Genomic DNA, 16,313 nt, shown 5'->3' on the forward strand with positions numbered 1-16,313 from the left:
CCTCCGAAACGTTATTCTTCTGCCATCAATCGGTCGTTTAGTAGCGATACCTGAAATTGCAAACGGCCTGTTTTCATGCCCCTGATAGGCTACGCCCGCGTTTCCGCTGAGGATCAGACCCCCCTGCCCCAGTCTGAGGCCCTGCAAGCTACGGGATGCGTCGAGATCCATGAAGAGCACGCTTCAGGCAGCAATCGCGCGCGGCCGGTGCTTGCCCGGGTATTGGAGCGCATCAGCAAGGGCGACACGCTGGTTGTCGTTCGGATCGACCGGCTTGCGCGGTCTCTGTCGCACCTTCTCGAGGTGATCGAACGGTTGGAGGCCAAGGGGGCGTTCTTTCGTTCCATTCAGGACCCGATCGACACCGGATCCCCGCAAGGCAAGTTCACGCTGCAGGTTCTGGGCGCCGCGGCCGAGTTTGAGCGGGCGCTGATCCGCGAACGTACCAAGGCGGGGCTGGCGAGTGCCCGTACTAAGGGCCGGGTCGGCGGGAACCCGGGCCTACGCGCCCGCGATCCAGCGGCGCTACGCAAGGTGCGGCTCGCGCGGCAAGACGGCTACATGGAGCGGCTGAACGAGACGGCTCAAGACTGGGTGCCACATGTCCGACGACTTCGACCCGATATGGCCTGGGAAGATGTGCTTCGGATCATCAATGGCTCCCTGCCCTACGACCGCCACTGGACGCAAAGCCGACTTCTGCGCGCAGTGAAAGCCTATGTGCGCGACGGGTTTCTGCCCAATGAAGTGCTTGGTCGCGCTGGACGACGCGAAACCGACGACCGCCTGCCCGCGATTGTCGCTGGCATCAAGGGCGCGGACCCTGACATCACGCTCCAGGCGATCTGTGACCGGCTGGAATCCATGCGCGAACGCTCCCCGCGCGGACGCGCCAGCTGGTAGCCGTCTTCGGTGAAAATGCTGTTGGAGCGGGCGGAACGACTCGGCCTCATGCCGTACGAATCGAGCCAAGATCAGGTGTAGCTTCTGACCCGAATCCAAAAAATTTCACCGGGAGAAAACTCCGCAGGAGGCCGAAAGTGCCATTTGTTGCTTGGGGTTAGCTACTATTGTGCCAACTCAACAGAGTGGTGGCTCGATTCGGTTAGATCTGCATTTAATATATCCATTTCAATGACTTGCTGATTTTTTTGCGTGGCAACACCTATAGGTGCTGTGGATAACTTTTGCACTACATCTAGATTCTTCTTGCCGGACTCACTGGATCGTGGCATTCCCATTCTGACGGCAAATTGCGTCAGACACGTTGTGCGTCGTCAAAATGATCAAGAGCCTTAACAGAGGCCGAGAGCGGGCGGCAGGATATGGATGATCGAAACGTTGGATATGCGCAAGGCATAGGCTCTTCTGACATCGGCACGTTTGCCGACAATCTGGCCGAGTCCTTGGATCGGCAGATGAAGATCGCCTTCGAACCCGAAGAGCGTAAAGCCTTGCGGCGTTTCAGCTCGACCGAAGTTGCCGGTCTCCTGCGCGTAAGCACGTCTAACCTGCGCAACCGGCACAAGGACGGTAGCTTCCCGGAAGTGCATACTGATAACCGCGGGCACCGGTTCTACACAGCCCAAGAAGTGGACGAATTGCGCAACATCTTGGGGCGCACAGGAAAGAACGCCGAATCGTATCGGCCAGGTCGACGCGATGGCGACCGACTTCAGGTGCTATCGGTCGTCAATTTCAAAGGTGGTTCGTCGAAAACAACAGCGACGATTCATCTTGCACAGCGTTATGCCTTGCGCGGCTACCGTGTTTTGGTCCTGGATCTCGATCCGCAAGCAAGTTTGACCACATTTTTCGGCTTTCGGCCTGAGCTCGAGTTCGCCGAGGGCGGAACAATCTATGATGCTCTGAGATATGAGGATCAGGTTCCGCTCTCTGACGTGATCCAAAAGACCTACTTTCACAAACTCGACATGGTTCCGGCCGGCTTGATGCTCTCGGAGTACGAAACCGAGACAGCAAACGCGCTCGCCCGTCGGATGCAGCCCATTTTTGCGGAGCGCCTCGCCTTGGCACTTGAGGAGGTAGAGGCAAATTACGACATCGTACTGATCGACTGCCCTCCTCAACTCGGCTTTCTGACTCTCACGGCATTGGCGGCCTCTACAGGGCTCCTGGTGACGGTCGTGCCAGGAATGCTGGATATCGCTTCCATGAGCCAATTCCTGAAACTTGCGTCAGAAACGGTAAAGGCCGTTGAAGAAGCGATTGGACGCCGTGTGACATGGGATTTCGTCAAATTCCTGATCACAAGGTATGAGCCGTCAGATGGGCCACAGACCCAAATGGCTGGCTACCTGAGATCAATTCTCGCCGGCCAGGTCATGACTGAACCCATGCTGAAGTCTACCGCAATCTCTGACGCCGGAATGACCCAGCAAACCGTCTATGAAGTTGATCCCGGCCAGTTCATCAGGAAAACGATTGATCGCGCTCTGACCAGCGTGAACGGCGTTGCCGATGAACTGGAGCAGACGATCCAAATGGCATGGGGGCGTCGCTGATGGCCAGAAACATTTTCAACCAACCTCCGAAGGACGAAAAAGAGAGCGCGGCTCCCTCCCCTACCCTGCAAAAAACTGCAAAGCTGCCCGGCTCTGTTGGCGGTTTGCGGGACTCCTTGCGCGAAATCACGGCCAATTCGATCCGGGACATCGAACCCGGTCAGATTGACATGGATGGCCTTCGCGATCGGTTGGTGCTGGAAGATACGAGTATCGACGAGCTTGCCGAGAGCATTCGCAAGCATGGCCAACAAGTGCCGATCATGGTCCGCCCATCGGGCCAACCCGACAGATACCGCATCATCTACGGCCGCCGTAGACTGGCAGCGATCCGCAAAATCGGAGGAACGGTCAAGGCAATCGTTCGCACATTGGACGACGACGCCTCGCTTATCGCACAGGGTCAAGAAAACAACCTTCGACTTGATCCGTCTTTCATCGAAAAATCTCTGTTTATCAGAGAGATGCAGGAAATTGGGTACAAACCCGGCGTCATTCAGGATGCTTTGGGGTTAACCCGGCAAGGCGTGTCCAACCACCGGGTCGTTATCGATCAACTGCCTGATGGGCTTGTTCAGCTTATCGGGCCGGCACATGGCATCGGAAGACGGCAGTGGGGTGATTTAGCGGCCCTATCGGGAAAGGTAGACTTGGTGAATTCGGCCAAAGAGGTGATCGCCGCCCTGCCCGACGACACTCCAAGCCCCGAGAGATTTCAGGCAGTCTATTCTGCTTGCTCGCACAAGGCGCGTGCAGACAAGAAACCGACCAGTCGCGGCGTGACGTCCGTCGTCAAGAATGAGAGCGGCGACACTGTCGGAACGCTGACAGTCGATCAGAAAGCGATCGCCATCAAGATCGCCAAAAAGGACAACCCGGAATTCGGCCAGTGGCTCGAGGAACGTGCGGAAGCTACGCTTTTGCAACTCTTCGATGAGTGGCGGAATGAGAGCGGCTCTGGGTCCTAACCCAAGCCACATAGAGGAACCCGAGCAAAGGAGAAAAGCGAAGACCAGAAAGAAAAGAGCCCCCCAAAGTTTCCCCTGGAGAGCCCTCATCATTCGATTTGCACTCATGATGTAGCAACCTCCAGCAAACCGGTCAAGAGTCACCGATTCGGTGAACCGATTTTTACTGCCTTTTCCCAGATAGAATCTTGGGAGGAGACAGGGAAGCTGTGGGCCAAACGGTCATCGTGATCAAATCATGGCATTTACAAAACTATCAATCGAGGCTGCTGGTGCAGATGCATCATGCGGCTCAATTCCCGCATCTGAAATCGATATCTGGACCATCTTCCGGGCCCTGAGAGACGCGCGCAGCGTGTTCGGGCTTCGCCCTGGCCACATCCAGACCCTTCAAGCAATGCTCAGCTTTTTGAAACCTGGCAACGGCGAAACGGTATTTGCGTCCAACTACACCATTTGCCAGCGCGTTGGCGGGATCGACGAACGGACACTCCGCAGGCACATCAACCGCTTCGTTGAGCTCGGATTCATCAAGCGCAATGACAGTTCGAACCGAAAGCGCTACCGCGTACGCTCATCCGGCGGCGAGTGCATCAGTTATGGATTGTCTCTCACCCCCCTGCTCCAACGTGCGAGCGAGCTTATCGCCATCGCGCAAGAGATAGAGAATAACCGGCGCGATCGGATATTTATTCGCAAACAGATTCTTACTAAGCTCGCCCATTTGGAAGAGCATGATCCCAGCAACACATTCATCAACCACGCACGGAAAGCTCTACGCAGGAAGCTGAGCCTCCCCGAATACCACGCTCTGCTCGCCAATACAGATGCAGAATTCCAGAGTTTATCTACCCCGGATGACCCACCTGAAACTATGGAATTGCCCGCCAATGACGGACAAACTGTCCGGCATCAATCTAAGTCTAAAAAAGAAAAAAAAGATTTAGATAGCAACATAGGCGATGAGGCCCTGAAACCAGACTTGCTTACCTCAGTCTGCGATCAGGCGACATCGTTCTCCACAGAGAGACTTAGAAACTGGTTGGACATTGAAAACCATGCTCGAACACTTGCACCCATGATGGGCATTCACCCAGAAACTTTCGAGAAAGCCAAGAATGCTGTAGGAGCTCAGAAAACGTCATGCGCGATCTTCATCATGCTACAGCTCGGAAAACGCATCAGGGATTTTGGAGCGTATTTCCACAGTATCACCCTGGGTCAAAGACAAAACCAATTTGACCCATTAGCTTTGATCAAGCGACTGTCCAAAACCAATGAGCAAACCGTCTAATGTCCACCGCGGTGGACTTCGAACGGGAAACAGCGCTTATGGCAACCACAACTGTCCAAACGCACCTAGCGGCGCGTGGTGGTTCTTCAGTTTATCTCAGACCAGCAGATGTCCACCGCGGTGGACAAGTGACACACGAGCGAGCCTTGTTGGAAATCTCGCCGGCCATGGAAGAAATATGCGGTCAGGCATTACACCCTAAATCCCTAGAGTTATTGTGGGAGGTCACCATCACCAAAAAGGTTTGGAAAGAGCCGCTCTCGATAATCCAACGGAAACGCCAGCCGAACTGGCGTCTTCGGTGAGGCAGAAGTCAGGTATCCGGCGGCGGTCAGTTTACTCAGTGTGTTGCGAGCAGTACGTTCGGACGTCTTGAGCACAATCTGCGCGTCACCACGTTCCAGTGCGCCATGCCGAAGAACCGCCGAAATCAGTTCCGGCGCTCGCTTGTCATCGATGGTATCTGCAACGAGACGACGATACCGTTGGTCCAATCCGCCGAGATCGAACAATCTTGCTGAGAAAGTGATCTGGTCGAGCGTCACCTTTAGGAACCATTCACTGAACGTCTTCAGTGCCGCTTCTGACAGGTTTCCCCGTCCGTCGCGGTCTCCGCGGCGTGGGCTGTCGGCCAGATCCATCATCCGTTTGTACTCACCCCGGTCGGTCAGCCCGCGGGCCAGCCCACGCGATACGGACCAGAGCCCTTGGCCACCAATCCCCGCTGTCAGGGCCATGGCATGAGACATCAGCCTGCTGACACGGCCGTTACCATCCGGGAAAGGGTGGATGTAGTTCAGCCGGTGATGTGCAGAGGCGATCGCGATGATCCTTCCGCTCGAAGACCGCGCCGCAATCTGAAACCGTCTGTCGAAATGGTCCATGAATGCCGCAACGCGCGATGATGAGGGGGGTAGGTGGCGTCCGACCGCAACTTCCCGATCGTCATCCTGGCGCATGCGCCCCGGAACGATGGGCTCTTGTGTGCCATCGGGATGTTCGATGACCCGAAACTCGTCAGGCATCTCGTCGTAGAAGCTCTTATGGACCCAAGTCAGGAATGCGACGGATGTGGGGCGGGGCAGGGTGCCCTTGCGATGCATCTCGTCAATGGAACGCTGAACAATGACATGAGCGCGTGCCTCCAGGGCAAGAGGACGGGTTTCCTCTTCAAGCTCGGCGCCAGCCAGCGCCCTTTCGATGTCGCGGGGGCGTGTGTTGTGTCCTTCGATCAGGTTGGAGTAGTAGCAGTTCATCACGCGGACGAGATCGGCAAGCTCGGCTGCGCTGTCAGGATGCAGCCCTTGTCCCAGCCTGGTGGCTTCCCTCTGGATGTCGACCGAAAGGTCTGCCAATTCTGTAGGAATATGCTCCTTGAAGAAGCAGGGTTCGATTCTGGCGGGTGTTTCCAGCATTTTTGCCGATCTTCCATGTTTGCAAAGTAATTGAAAAATAAACACATTTCGTACTTTCAAGCAAGGTTTTGCCGATATGCGTTGCCGATCTTGCCTGCCGATCTGGAATTGCTGCATGAAATCAATGGCTTCGGCAGAAGGGCCGGGCTTTTCGGTTTTGTTGTGTGCCCAAAGGGGCCGGAAAAAGTAAAAGTGTTCTTCGGGTTTTGTGACTGACGGATGAGGGCCTTTGGGGTCCCTCAGATGGGTCCGGGCCGGATTCCGGTCTGTCTTTCCTGATGAAGGGCATTCCGATGCAAACAGGTGTCTTGCGCGTGTTACGCGCGACCGCTGCCTCGTGGTGGCGACACAAGGAACTACGCCGAACCGGCCAGACGGGCCAGGCACTGCAGCTCGAACGCCAGACCGTCCTGCGTGATCTCGGCTTTCTGAAGCAGGCGGCGTCATTGCCAAACGCGCATGTGATCTGCGGAGAGGGCGGGACATTCATCCATCTTGGTTGGATCACCGTGTCGACCTTCGCGCCGATCGAGCGCTTTCCCTTGGCCACTCTTGCGGTCGCACGAGGGATCCCGTTCATCGATATCCGACCCGTCACCGATGTCATCGCCTTCGCGAACCTGCCGCGGGTGGCGCGGGACGGATCGATCGACCCTGAACCTTGCGGCCCTGGCAGGTCCGTCTCGCTGACCGCCTACATCGACATGGTCGAAGCCCTCGGTGGCAGGATCGCCAACGATCCACGCCCCCGTCAGTCAACCTGATCACCACTCCCTCTCATCAACACTCGAAAGGAGGCCAGCCATGGCCCGATCCCGCACGACCAAATTCGATGCCTCCGAGGTCATCACAAACGAAATCATCCGCATCATCGAGCGCGGTGTCCTGCCGTGGCGCAAGCCATGGACCGCAGGTGGCAGCTCTCGTCCCCTGCGCGTAGGCGGTGAACCCTATCAGGGGGTGAACAACTTTCTGCTGACGATGCGGACCGTGATGGCGGGCCACAGCTCACCTTTCTGGATGACGCTGCCGCAGGCCAATGCGTTGGACGCAAAGGTCCGCAAGGGCGAAAAATCCTCTGTCGTCGTTTATTACGGTCAAAGCCGGAAAGACGCGGGCGCAGATGAGCATGACCGCAGCGACGGGGATGATCACTCCGAGGAAGCACGCATCTTCCGCTTCCAGAAATCCTACCGTGTGTTCAACGCCTGCCAGATCGAGGGCTTGCCCGACAGCTTCTACACTGACCCGGAGCCCGTGCCCGTGCCCGAGCATCCGCCGTCCGAGCCCATCCCGCACATGCAGGCGTTTTTCGATGCCATCGACATCACAACCGTCTTCACGGGCACGGAGGCGTACTATTTGCCCCCCGTGGACAAGGTTTACATGCCATCCATCACGCGGTTCCAGGACCCGCGCAATTTCTACGGGGTCTGGGCCCATGAGCTGGCCCATGCCACGAAAGCCCCCCATCGACTGAACCGTGATTTCGGGTTCTCGAAGTTCGGCAACACCTCCTACGCGCGCGAAGAGATCGTCGCAGAACTGACCTCGGTGTTCCTGGGACAAACGCTCGGCTTCACGGCCCATACGCTCGAGATGAATGCCGCCTATCTCCACAACTGGTTGCGCGTTCTTCGGTCGGACAAGGGTGCGATCTTCAAGCACGCCGCGGATGCGCAGCGCGCCTGCGACTATCTGATCGCCAGATCGGAGACGGGCAGGGCAGGGCGCAGCGCCGAGGCCGCCTGACAGATCTATTGCTGCGAAGCGGAATATGGCCGCTTTGAGTCCAATATCACATCGAATGCGTGACCGAAATTCAGGCTAGGTCACACCAGAAACTTTGCGAACTGCATCGAGGAACAGTCCGAACGGTCGGCTGACTGCGAACATCAGCACAGCGGTTGATACAAGAAGCAAAACAATTTCGCTTCGGTCAGCTCCAACGAAAAACAGCACTACGGCATAAACGGGCAATTGGAACGACAAGAAGGCGAGCCCGTCGATCAGAGTTTTGCTCCAAGAAACCGTGGGCTTGGTTGTGCTAAAAAACCAGTCTCGCCAGAGTCCGTACGGTCGCCCTGTGAACAGCATGAGCGGTATCATTGTCAGTCGCGTCTTCAGAACTTCGCCGGGCTCCATACCTGCGACGAACAATTCGGTAAGCGATGCGACAAACGTGAAAAAGATCACTGTCGCAAGTGTATCAACGATGGTTTTGCGCATGCCGTCGATTAGCGGTTCTGGACCAGATTGTCGAACGGCAGCAAAGTCCCGCTGAACGGACACTTGGATCTGTTTGGGTTGGGGAGGTTTGGTTCACCACGCGGAAAAGTGAAAGCGGGCTTTGAGAAGGGTGTTTCAAACCTCTCAAAGGAGATCCCCATGTCCATGACCGCACAAACCCATACATACCGCCCGGATCCGAGTGTGATCGCGGCGCAAAACGACGCGTTTCGCAAGCTCGCGTGCCTTGGTGTGCCGCCCGCGCAGCCCATCAAGGGCCGGATGCATGTCACCCGCTCGCTTATGGAGGCCGGCGATGGCTTCATGGTCGAGGCGGTGAAGGCGACTGGTGAGTTTGCCACGTTCGAGCCAGAGAATGATCCCGAGGGCTGGCACGATTTTGGCGCGGTCGAGATCCGAGGCGAGACCGTGTTCTGGAAGATCGATCTCTATGAGGCAGATTCGGATTTCCGCTACGGGGCTGAGACCCCGGACAATCCTGCCACCACCATGCGCGTGCTGACCATCATGCTGGCGCGCGACTGGTAGGGCAGGGGACACCCCCCCCTGACACTCCAAGCGATGAAGGCCCACTGACCCCTCAAAGGGAAAGTGGGCCTTTTGTCGTGGTGATCCCTGAAGCCGGGGATTGGTCACGCGCGTGAGCGCGCGGGCCACACCTCACCCTCCTGGAAGGATATCCCATGACCACAAGCTTTGCTCCCCTTACCGTCGCTATCGGCGATCTCGTCCCGCATCCCGCCAATGTGCGCAGCAACTCCCCGGAAACCTATGATCCCGAGAACATCGCCCATCTGAAGGCCAGCATCGCCGTTCTGGGCCTCTTGCAGCCGATCCTGGTCCAGAAGCTCGACGGCAAATACGCCGTGCTGGCTGGTGGCCGGCGGCATGCCGCGCTGAAGGAGCTGGTCGCTGAAAAGGCCATCAAGGGCTTCACGGCGAAGACCAAGGTGGACTGCCGCCTTGTCCCTGACGACTGCGACGTCACCACGGCGCTGTCGCTCGCCGAGAACATCACCCAGGCGCCGATGAACGCAATCGACGAGTTCGAGGCTTTCGCCCGGATGATGGAGGTCGACGGCCAGACGCCCGAGACGATCGCAAAGACCTTCGGCACCACCGTTGCCGTCGTGAAAGGCCGGTTGCGCTATGGCCTGATCCACCCCGACATCCGCGCCGCGGCCCGGGGCAAGGTGATCACGCTCGACACGATGAAGGCCTTCGCCGAGCATCCGAGCCAGGATACGCAGCGCGAGGTCTTCGAGGCGCTCACGAAAGACGGCGGCTATCTGCAGGCCTACACCGTCCGTCAGGCACTCAAATCCCGCGGTGTGCAGGTCCGCGACGACATCGGGGCTTTCGTGCGCGCGGACTACGAGGAACGCGGCGGCGCTGTCGCGGCTGACCTTCTGGAAGAGCATTCCGTGCTCGAGGATGCAGCACTTGTCGAGACCATCCTGCTCGAGAAGCTCGGTGCCGCTGCCGAAGAGGCCCGCATAAAGCTGGGCTTTGCCTGGGCCGATGCGATGGTGCGCTATGACTACGCGACCATGGCCGACTACGGCCGCGTCTATCCCGGCCCGATCGAGCCGGATGAGGCTGCCCAGAAGCGCGTCGATGAGATCACCGCCGAACTCGAGAAATTGCAGCTCCAAATGGAGGACGAGGGGCTCGAGGACGGTGCCTACAACGCGCTTTACGAGCGCGTGGACGCTCTGGAAGAGGAAGCCCGCGACCTGCAGGAGGCCTATAGCACCGAGGACCTCGCCCGCGCTGGTGTGATTGCGTCGTGGTCGGCCGGTAAGGTCACGCTCCATGTGGGCCTCGTCCGCCCCGAGGACACCGTCAAAGAGGAGGGCGCGCGCGGCTCCGCTAGTAATCCGACAGGGGAGGAGGCCCCGGACGCCGGCGAAATCACCTACCCAGCCTCGCTGGCCGAGGACCTCAAGACCGAGCGGGCCATGGCCCTCGGCGCCGCGATGGCGCTGCATCCGGAGGCCACGCTCGATCTGACGCTCTTCAAGCTGGTCAGTGACGTTCTGGCCAGCGGCATGAGTGTCACGCAGGCGATCAAGATCGATGCCCGCAACGAATACCGCAGCCATGCCAAGATGGACGAGATCGACGAGACCTCGCTCGAGCAGGTGGCGGCGGCACATGATGCGCTGGACCTCTCGTGGCTCGATGACACCCGCGCGCCCACCGATCAGTTCGCGGCGTTTCGCGCGCTGGAGGCAGGGGAGAAGGCCAAGCTCGTCGCCTTTGCAACCGCCAGCACCACGCAGTCCTGCTTCACGCGGGACCGCCAGCGCGACAGCCTGATGCATGCGTTCGAGATCGAGATCATGCCCGACATTCGCGCCCACTGGACGCCGAATGCGGCCCTCTTCAACCGCTTCAAGAAGGCCTGGCTCCTGAGGATCCTCGGCGAAGATCTGGGTCTCGCCCAGGAGGCGGTGACGCTGGCCTCGTCGAGCAAGAAGGAGATCGTCGCCTTTTGTGACAAGCTCTTCGCCGAACCCTTCGCCACACTCACGGACGCGCAGCGCGCTGCCGTGGCCGCCTGGTGCCCGCCGATGATGCAGACCGCCGGTGTCGCCTTTGAAGAGGCGGAGCCCACCGTGGAAACTCCGGAGCCTGCCAGCGAGGTCGCGCAAGCGGCCTGACGCATCAAGTGACCCGCGCGGAGCATTCCGAGCGCGCGGGTCGACCCTTCCAAACCGAACAGAAAGACATCCCCATGGCTATTCTCAAGTTCTCTGCGTCCGCTGTCGCGGCGCAAATCGCACATGCGCGTGCCTGTAAGACCTTCCTGCCCAACTGGAACGGGCCCGTGGACAGGCCGGCCCTGATCCTGATCGTTGGCAATGGTGTGCATCTGCGCTCGAACGGCATCGATGGTACGACCACCCGTATCGTCACCACCGAACAGGCCGATCCCTCCTTTGCCTTCGCCGACGGCATGAACCCGTTTCGGGATACCGACTGGATGGCGCAGCGCCGCATGGCGTTTCGCGATCTGACAGGCCAGTTCTACACCGACATCCTGGATGACGTGCAGGTGCTCATCGACCGGGGGCGGGGGACCATCCGGCTCGCCACCGATGGCCACAGCATCCGCGTCTTCGTGCGCCGGGCCTCGGATTATCTCATCGGCGGGACCTACGAGGTGCCGTCAGGCCTCGGCGGCACCTTCCGGGTCATCCTCAAGGATGCCTGCGACACCTTCGCGATCGTGCAGAACTGCGGCAATTGCGAGGATTTCGACGCCATGCAGCCCTACCGCGTGCCGCTCGATGCATTGATGGAAATCGATGACCGGAGGGCGGCATAATGGGATGGCTCTTCTACACCGATTGCCGCGTCCAGACCTACGCGGACGAGAAAGCGGAGATTGCCCGGCTGTGCACCTTCGAGGGCGACACGCGCAAAACCGAACTGGTCAAGGCCTGTAAGGTCGGCTCCACCTGGTATGCAGCGGCTAGGGTCACCAATCGCGACGGCACCCCTGTCGAAGACGCGACCTATGTCACCGATGCGGATGGCTCCATCACTTTCGGAGCTGTCTTCCTCACCCGATACGATGACGGCTGCTGGGGCTACAAGGACATGGAGGAAAGCGCTGGCCCGAACGAGTCTCGTGCTCCCCTTGGGCTGATCGAGCTCCTCTCCGACCTGAAAGACCCGGACAGCTACGCCCAGGACTGGCGCCAGCGCTGCCGGGACTGGGCTTCGATCCCTGACTACGAGGAAGGCGACAAGATCAGGCTCGCAGCACCCGTGACGCTCACCGATGGCAGCACCTGCCAGATCGTCACCGCGACACACTACAGGCGGGGTCGGCAGAAACGCCGCTGCTACCGCATCGAGGAAACTGGTGGGCTCGTACGCCTGTCGAAGGCCTCGCTTGCGGGCTCGGAGCTGCTCAGCTCCGCGAAAGGTGCGGCTAGCCCGGTGCTGGCGGAGTTCCTGGCGGGGCAGGGTGGTTGAGTTTCTCGCTGAGACAACACCACGGAACCACGCGCGCACATAATGCCGACTTGAAACCGTATCTCAAATGAGATACATCACTCCCATCAACTGGAGGACCATCCATGCCTGCCCAAACATCCATGCTTCATGTTCGTGTTGACGATCAGCTGAAAGCACAGGCTTCGGACGCACTTGCGGGCGTCGGTCTGACGCTCTCCGATGCGGTGCGTATTCTTCTGACCCGCGTGGCCGCAGAAGGCGGATTGCCTGCCGGATTGACCGCTGATCCGGATGCCTATGATGCCTGGTTCCGGGCGAAGGTACAGGAAGCGCTGGACGATCCAAGGCCCACAACGCCCCATGCCAAGGCGATGCAAGACGCCCAGGCATTGATTGACGGGAAGCGCCTTGCCAAATCTTGAATGGAAAGCCACGGCCATCGCCGACTTGTTGGCAATCATTGACTACATCTCTGACGACAACCCGGATGCCGCCCAAGTTCTCAAAGACGAGATTGAACACAAGACGTCCCTCCTTCCAGAACGCCCTCAGATGTACCGCGCGGGCCGTGTGGACGGGACTAGGGAGATGGTTGTTCGGCCAAACTACATCGTGGTTTATGCTGAAAGCCCTGAGATGGTGACCATTTTGCGCGTACTTCATGCTGCGCAGCAGTGGCCATGATCGGCGTGCAGGCCCTCCGCTAAGAAATTGCCCGCTCTACGCCTTCAAAGTGTAGAGCGGGCTTTTTGTCCTTTGGAACTCAGACCCTGATCCAAAGGAAACCCCCATGTCCAAGCACCGCTCAACGCTCCCCAATCCTGTTGAATCCGACGCAAACCTCGCCTCTGCCCTCGCGCAGATCGGCACGGAGATCGACCACCAACCCCTGCGCAGTTCAGCGCTCGCGCGTATCATGCGCGAGACGTTTCATGGCAGCGATGCCGGCGGTGCCTGGGACTGGCGCATGGCCTATGACCTGATGCAGGCCGCGACCGTCCAGGTGCTGCTGCGTGGGGCCGACGCGGCAGGTGACATCGCTGCTGCAAAGCTGCTTGCCTCACGGCTGCTGACGGAAACCCGCCGGTCAGAGCAGCAGATCCGGCTGCAGCAGTTTTCCACGCCGTTGCCTTTCGCGACCATGGCGGTGCGGGCGGCAGCCGTTCGCAAGGGCGAGACCGTGCTGGAGCCCTCGGCTGGCACCGGTGCCCTGGCTGCTTTCGCCGCCCGGGCCGGTGCCACGCTTCTGCTCAACGAGATCGACCCCTTTCGCCAGCGCCTCCTACGGGCCCTCTTCGGCGGCGAGGTGACGGGCCATGACGGCGAGCATATCGATGATCTGCTGCAGACGCCGGTTCTACCCGACGTCGTGGTGATGAATCCGCCCTTCGCCTCCTCGGTCGATCGGTCGCGGGACAAGCACATCGCCGCCAAACATCTCATCGCGGCTGCAAAGCGTCTCGCGCCCGGTGGGCGGCTGGTGGCGATCATGCCGCCGGGGTTCACGCCCGAACGCGATGCCGCGCATTGGTCACGCGCCTGCGGTCTCCTGACGCTGCGCTTGGCGTTGACGATGCCGGGGCAGGTCTACCGCAAGCTTGGCACCTCTGTCGAAACACAGCTCATGGTCTTCGACAAGGTGCAGGAGGACGGCGAGATGATCCGCGCCATTGTGTGCGATCTGGACGAAGCCCTTCCTTTTGTCGACGCCGTGGCCGCAACCCGGCCCGAGGCGCGCCCCGTACAACAGGCGGCGTCGATGCCGCACGCGCGGCTGACCGTTCCATCATTTGCCCCGCGCAAGACCGCCGCTGCGCCTGTTGCCGCCTCCAAACCCCGGGCCAATGCCGTCCGTCCGCTCAGCTTCACAAGCTTTGAGACCCCTCGCGACAACACGCCCATCTCGGACATCTATGCGCGTTACCGGCCGCAACGGATCGAGATCGCGGGTGCGCAGGAACATCCCACCCCGCTCGTCGAGAGCATCGCCATGGCCTCGGTTGCCCCGCCCATGCCCTCAAATACGGGTCGTGATGACTTGCGCCTGCCCGCACGGTTGGTCGAGGAGGGAGATCTCTCCGAGGCGCAGCTCGAGACCATCATCATGGCGCATGATGCCCATGGGCGCGACCTGCCCGGTCGGTTTACCATCGATGACGACCAGACCAAGCTGACGCGCGCCGATGATGACCCAGACGCACGGGCCTATCGCCTTGGGTACTTTCTCGGCGACGGCACCGGTTGCGGCAAGGGGCGCGAATGCGCGGGGCTCATTCTCGTGAACTGGCTTTCCGGGCGCAGGAAGGCGATCTGGGTCTCCAAATCCGCCACGCTCATCGAGGACGCGATCCGCGACTGGACCGATCTCGGCGGCTCGCCTGCCGACATTCAGCCGCTCTCCAAATGGAAACCGGACCAGCCCATCCCGATGGGCGACGGTATCCTCTTCGTCACCTACGCCACGCTGCGGTCCGCGGGCAAATGCGGCACCACGCGACTGCACCAGACCCTCGACTGGATGGGCGCAGACTTTGAAGGCGTCCTCGCTTTTGATGAGGCCCATGCCATGCAGAACGCGGCAGGGTCCGAGCAGGGCAGGGGGGTCAAACCCTCCCAGCAGGGCCTTGCTGGCCTGCGGCTGCAACTGGCAGCACCCCGCGCCCGCGTCTTCTACATCTCGGCCACGGGTGCCACGAGCGTGCACAACCTGGCCTATGCCGCGCGGCTGGGGCTCTGGGGGCAGGGCCCCGAATACCCCTTCCCAAGACGCGAGAGCTTCGTTTCTGCGATGGAAGCCGGCGGTGTCGCTGCCATGGAGGTGGTCGCGCGCGATCTCAAGACGCTCGGGCTCTACACGGCGCGTGCCCTCAGCTTTGATGGGGTGGAATATGACGTGCTCGAACACGCGCTCACCCCGGCCCAGATCGAGATCTACGACGCCTATGCGGGCGCGTTTCGGACGATCCACCACAATCTCGAGGCGGCGCTGACCGCGACTGGGGTCAACGACGCCTCGGGCGAGACCAATGCCTCGGCCGCACGCGCTTCGGCCAAGTCCCGCTTCGAGAGCACGAAGCAGCGGTTTTTCAACCATCTCCTGTTGGGCATGAAAGCCCTAACCATCATCCGTGCCATCGAGCAGGATCTGGTGGCGGGCTATGCTTGCGTCATCCAGGTGGTCTCGACAGGCGAGAGCCTGTTGAAGCGCCGACTTGAGACGATGGACCCGGAGGATGAACTCGTTGAGGGTGCCTTGACGCCGCGTGATTATGTTCTGGGCTACCTCGAACAGGCCTTCCCGATCCATGCGCAAAAGCTGGTCGAGATCGACGGCAACATGGTGGCCGAGCCGTTGCGCGATGAGACTGGCGCGCTGGTCGTCTCGCGCGAGGCGCTCGCTTTGCGTGACGCGGCCATGATGGAGTTGATGACGCTGGCGCCGATCCCCTCGGCCCTCGATCAAATCCTCTGGGCCTTTGGCGACGAGGCTGTCGCGGAGGTCACGGGCCGTTCGATCCGGCCACTCAAGGCCGAAGATGGCCATCTCTTCATCGAGAAGCGCGCCGCCAGCAGCAATTTCTCCGAAACCCAGGCCTTCATGGACGGCGAGAAGGACATCCTGATCTTCTCCGATGCAGGTGGGACGGGCCGGTCCTATCATGCGGCACAGACCGCGAAGAACCAGAAACGGCGGCGGCACTATCTTCTGGAGCCCGGCTGGCGCGCCGACGCGGCCATCCAGGGGCTGGGCCGCACGCATCGCTCGGCCCAGGTCAGTGCGCCCTTCTTCCGGGTCTGCACCTCGGATGTGCATGGCGAGAAGCGTTTCACCTCGACGATCAGCAAACGCCTCGACCGAGCTATGCTTGAATTTGGGTGACGCGCATCA

At 59.9% G+C, this 16,313-nt stretch carries 14 protein-coding genes and 1 pseudogene; 13 read left to right on the forward strand and 2 right to left on the reverse strand.

Annotation, left to right across the window (positions count from 1 at the left end; all coding sequences use genetic code 11):
- Positions 1-75: 75 nt before the first annotated feature.
- The 4 genes and pseudogenes from O4H31_RS16375 to repC form a co-directional block, all read left to right on the forward strand.
- A pseudogene (locus tag O4H31_RS16375) lies at positions 76-900 on the forward strand (recombinase family protein); the annotation flags it as partial.
- 425 nt (positions 901-1,325) lie between these two features.
- Complete coding sequence (gene repA, locus O4H31_RS16380) at positions 1,326-2,525, forward strand: plasmid partitioning protein RepA (RefSeq protein ID WP_120352459.1); 1,200 nt, start codon at positions 1,326-1,328, stop codon at positions 2,523-2,525.
- Positions 2,525-3,493, forward strand: coding sequence for a plasmid partitioning protein RepB (gene repB / locus O4H31_RS16385; RefSeq protein WP_254694015.1), 969 nt, complete (start codon positions 2,525-2,527; stop codon positions 3,491-3,493). Before repA ends, repB begins: the two co-directional genes overlap by 1 nt.
- Positions 3,494-3,731: 238 nt before the next feature.
- Positions 3,732-4,787 carry a plasmid replication protein RepC gene (repC, locus tag O4H31_RS16390; protein ID WP_120352461.1) on the forward strand — a complete coding sequence of 352 codons (1,056 nt, stop codon included), beginning with the start codon at positions 3,732-3,734 and terminating at the stop codon, positions 4,785-4,787.
- 212 nt (positions 4,788-4,999) lie between these two features.
- Here the strand turns inward: repC and O4H31_RS16395 are convergent, their stop codons facing one another.
- A complete protein-coding gene (locus O4H31_RS16395; protein ID WP_120352462.1) occupies positions 5,000-6,202 on the reverse strand; it encodes a Fic family protein in 1,203 nt (400 codons plus the stop codon).
- A 293-nt stretch (positions 6,203-6,495) separates the two neighbouring features.
- Here O4H31_RS16395 and O4H31_RS16400 point away from each other — a divergent pair, with 293 nt between their 5' ends.
- Entirely contained in the window at positions 6,496-6,966 is a 471-nt protein-coding gene (locus tag O4H31_RS16400; protein WP_254694016.1) for a hypothetical protein, read from the forward strand.
- Between the two features lie 40 nt (positions 6,967-7,006).
- Positions 7,007-7,954 (forward strand): ArdC family protein, encoded by a 948-nt coding sequence (locus O4H31_RS16405; RefSeq protein WP_120352464.1) that lies wholly within the window; start codon positions 7,007-7,009, stop codon positions 7,952-7,954.
- 75 nt (positions 7,955-8,029) lie between these two features.
- On the opposite strand, the gene alaE is transcribed toward O4H31_RS16405, so the two are convergent.
- Entirely contained in the window at positions 8,030-8,494 is a 465-nt protein-coding gene (alaE, locus tag O4H31_RS16410; protein WP_254694017.1) for an L-alanine exporter AlaE, read from the reverse strand.
- Between the two features lie 96 nt (positions 8,495-8,590).
- Between alaE and O4H31_RS16415 the strand changes: the two genes are divergently transcribed.
- The 7 genes from O4H31_RS16415 (at position 8,591) to O4H31_RS16445 (ending at position 16,304) form a co-directional block, all read left to right on the forward strand.
- Positions 8,591-8,980, forward strand: coding sequence for a DUF3768 domain-containing protein (locus O4H31_RS16415; protein WP_120352466.1), 390 nt, complete (start codon positions 8,591-8,593; stop codon positions 8,978-8,980).
- 155 nt (positions 8,981-9,135) lie between these two features.
- The gene (locus tag O4H31_RS16420) at positions 9,136-11,118 is read left to right on the forward strand and encodes a ParB/RepB/Spo0J family partition protein (protein ID WP_120352467.1); all 1,983 of its coding nucleotides are present in this window, start codon (positions 9,136-9,138) and stop codon (positions 11,116-11,118) included.
- 74 nt (positions 11,119-11,192) lie between these two features.
- The gene (locus O4H31_RS16425) at positions 11,193-11,786 is read left to right on the forward strand and encodes a regulator (RefSeq protein ID WP_120352468.1); all 594 of its coding nucleotides are present in this window, start codon (positions 11,193-11,195) and stop codon (positions 11,784-11,786) included.
- Entirely contained in the window at positions 11,786-12,442 is a 657-nt protein-coding gene (locus tag O4H31_RS16430) for a DUF6927 domain-containing protein (protein WP_120352469.1), read from the forward strand. The genes O4H31_RS16425 and O4H31_RS16430 overlap by 1 nt, the downstream gene beginning before the upstream one ends.
- A 104-nt stretch (positions 12,443-12,546) precedes the next feature.
- The gene (locus O4H31_RS16435; RefSeq protein WP_044353023.1) at positions 12,547-12,846 is read left to right on the forward strand and encodes a type II toxin-antitoxin system RelB/DinJ family antitoxin; all 300 of its coding nucleotides are present in this window, start codon (positions 12,547-12,549) and stop codon (positions 12,844-12,846) included.
- Positions 12,833-13,108, forward strand: coding sequence for a type II toxin-antitoxin system mRNA interferase toxin, RelE/StbE family (locus O4H31_RS16440; RefSeq protein ID WP_071974127.1), 276 nt, complete (start codon positions 12,833-12,835; stop codon positions 13,106-13,108). Before O4H31_RS16435 ends, O4H31_RS16440 begins: the two co-directional genes overlap by 14 nt.
- A 106-nt stretch (positions 13,109-13,214) precedes the next feature.
- Positions 13,215-16,304 carry a strawberry notch-like NTP hydrolase domain-containing protein gene (locus O4H31_RS16445; protein WP_254694018.1) on the forward strand — a complete coding sequence of 1,030 codons (3,090 nt, stop codon included), beginning with the start codon at positions 13,215-13,217 and terminating at the stop codon, positions 16,302-16,304.
- Positions 16,305-16,313 lie beyond the last annotated feature (9 nt).

This window comes from Sulfitobacter dubius (assembly GCF_027214245.1).
GTDB classification, from domain to species: Bacteria; Pseudomonadota; Alphaproteobacteria; order Rhodobacterales; family Rhodobacteraceae; genus Sulfitobacter; species Sulfitobacter dubius_A.